The sequence below is a fragment of the Mucilaginibacter sp. P4_G9 genome (genome assembly GCF_056400985.1).
On sequence record NZ_JBFUKF010000681.1, the window covers coordinates 1 to 1,674 of the forward strand.

Sequence of the window (1,674 nt, forward strand, 5' to 3'; positions counted from 1 at the left end):
AAGATAATCAGACTGATGAGGTGTTCGCTTTTTTATTTGAATTCGATGTATTGAACATCTGTTAAAAAGTATTTGGGTGATAAGTCATCTTACCTTAATTTATAATATTTATAATACTGACAAAATACTGTTACTAAATTAATTTAGCACGATTTTTTTCGGATAACCAAAGGCTTTTATATTTTTACATTTACCATACTATAAAAAACCGCTTATGATTACCAGAAGACATTTTATTAAACTAAACAGCGTTGCAACTGCTGGTTTGGGCCTTGGCATTGTACCAGTACCAAGCTGGCTTGGCAGCACCGCGCCTGTATTTGAAAGCCGTCGCCCAAAACCTGCCGACCGCAAATTCACCAGCAAGGCTGTTGAAAGCATTATACAAAAAGTTAAAGCCGATATAAAAGACCCGGAAATAGCCTGGCTTTTTGAAAATTGTTACCCCAATACTTTAGATACAACAGTAAATTATTCAGAAAAAGACGGAAAACCCGATACATTTGTTATCACCGGCGATATTTTTGCCATGTGGATGCGCGATTCATCGGCACAGGTTTGGCCGTACTTACCACTGATAAAAAACGACCCGGCCCTTAAAAAGGTGATACAGGGGGTATTAAGCCGGCAGGCCAAATGCGTTTTGATAGACCCTTACGCCAACGCCTTTAACGAAGGCCCAACCGGCAGCGAATGGGACAGCGATGTAACCGACATGAAGCCCGAGCTGCATGAACGCAAATGGGAGATTGATTCCCTTTGCTACCCGGTTCGTTTAGCCTATAATTATTGGAAAATAAGCGGCGACACCAGCTTTTTTGACGAAACCTGGCAAAAAGCAGGTAAAACCATACTGGATACTTTTAAAGTACAGCAGCGCAAAACAGGCAAAGGCCCGTACCACTTTCAGCGTAAAACAGAAACCGCCAGTGATACCGCGCCAAACAAGGGCTATGGTAACCCGGTGAAACCCGTTGGACTCATCTGCAGCATCTTCCGGCCATCCGATGRTGCTACTATCTATCCCTTCCTGGTACCATCTAATTACTTTGCAGTAACCAGTTTGAGGCAAATGGCCGAAATGTTTACTGTGATAGGCAAGGATGCCAAAACAGCGACAGCCTGTAAAGCCCTTGCTGCCGAAGTGGAGGCCGCTCTTAAAAAATATGCGGTTGCCAATCACCCGGTTTATGGTAAAATTCTGGCCTTTGAGGTTGATGGTTTTGGTAACCAATTGTTGATGGATGATAGCAATGTGCCAAGCCTGCTTGCCCTGCCTTACCTCGACTCGTTACCGGTAACCGATCCTTTGTACCAAAACACACGCCGGTTTGTGCTGAGCCTGGATAACCCATACTTTTTTAAAGGTAAAGTTGCCGAAGGTATTGGCGGTCCGCATGTGGGGATGGATTTTATATGGCCAATGGCTATTACCATGCGCGCGCTAACTTCAACAGATAAGTTAGAGATAACCCGATGCCTGCACATGCTAAAAAACACCCATGCAGGTACCGGCTTTATGCACGAAGGTTTCCATAAGGACAATGCCAGCAACTTTACCCGTAAATGGTTTGCCTGGGCCAATACCCTATTTGGCGAACTGATTATTAAACTGCATGCGCATCACCCGGATTTGTTGCAGAAGATATTTTAAATTTTGAGCTGAAAATGCCC

1 protein-coding gene is annotated in these 1,674 nt (G+C 43.9%); it reads left to right on the forward strand.

The window, feature by feature from the left end; all coding sequences use genetic code 11:
* Window positions 1–214: 214 nt before the first annotated feature.
* The gene (locus AC1DPZ_RS26685; RefSeq protein ID WP_477409206.1) at window positions 215–1,654 is read left to right on the forward strand and encodes a glycoside hydrolase family 125 protein; all 1,440 of its coding nucleotides are present in this window, start codon (window positions 215–217) and stop codon (window positions 1,652–1,654) included.
* Window positions 1,655–1,674 lie beyond the last annotated feature (20 nt).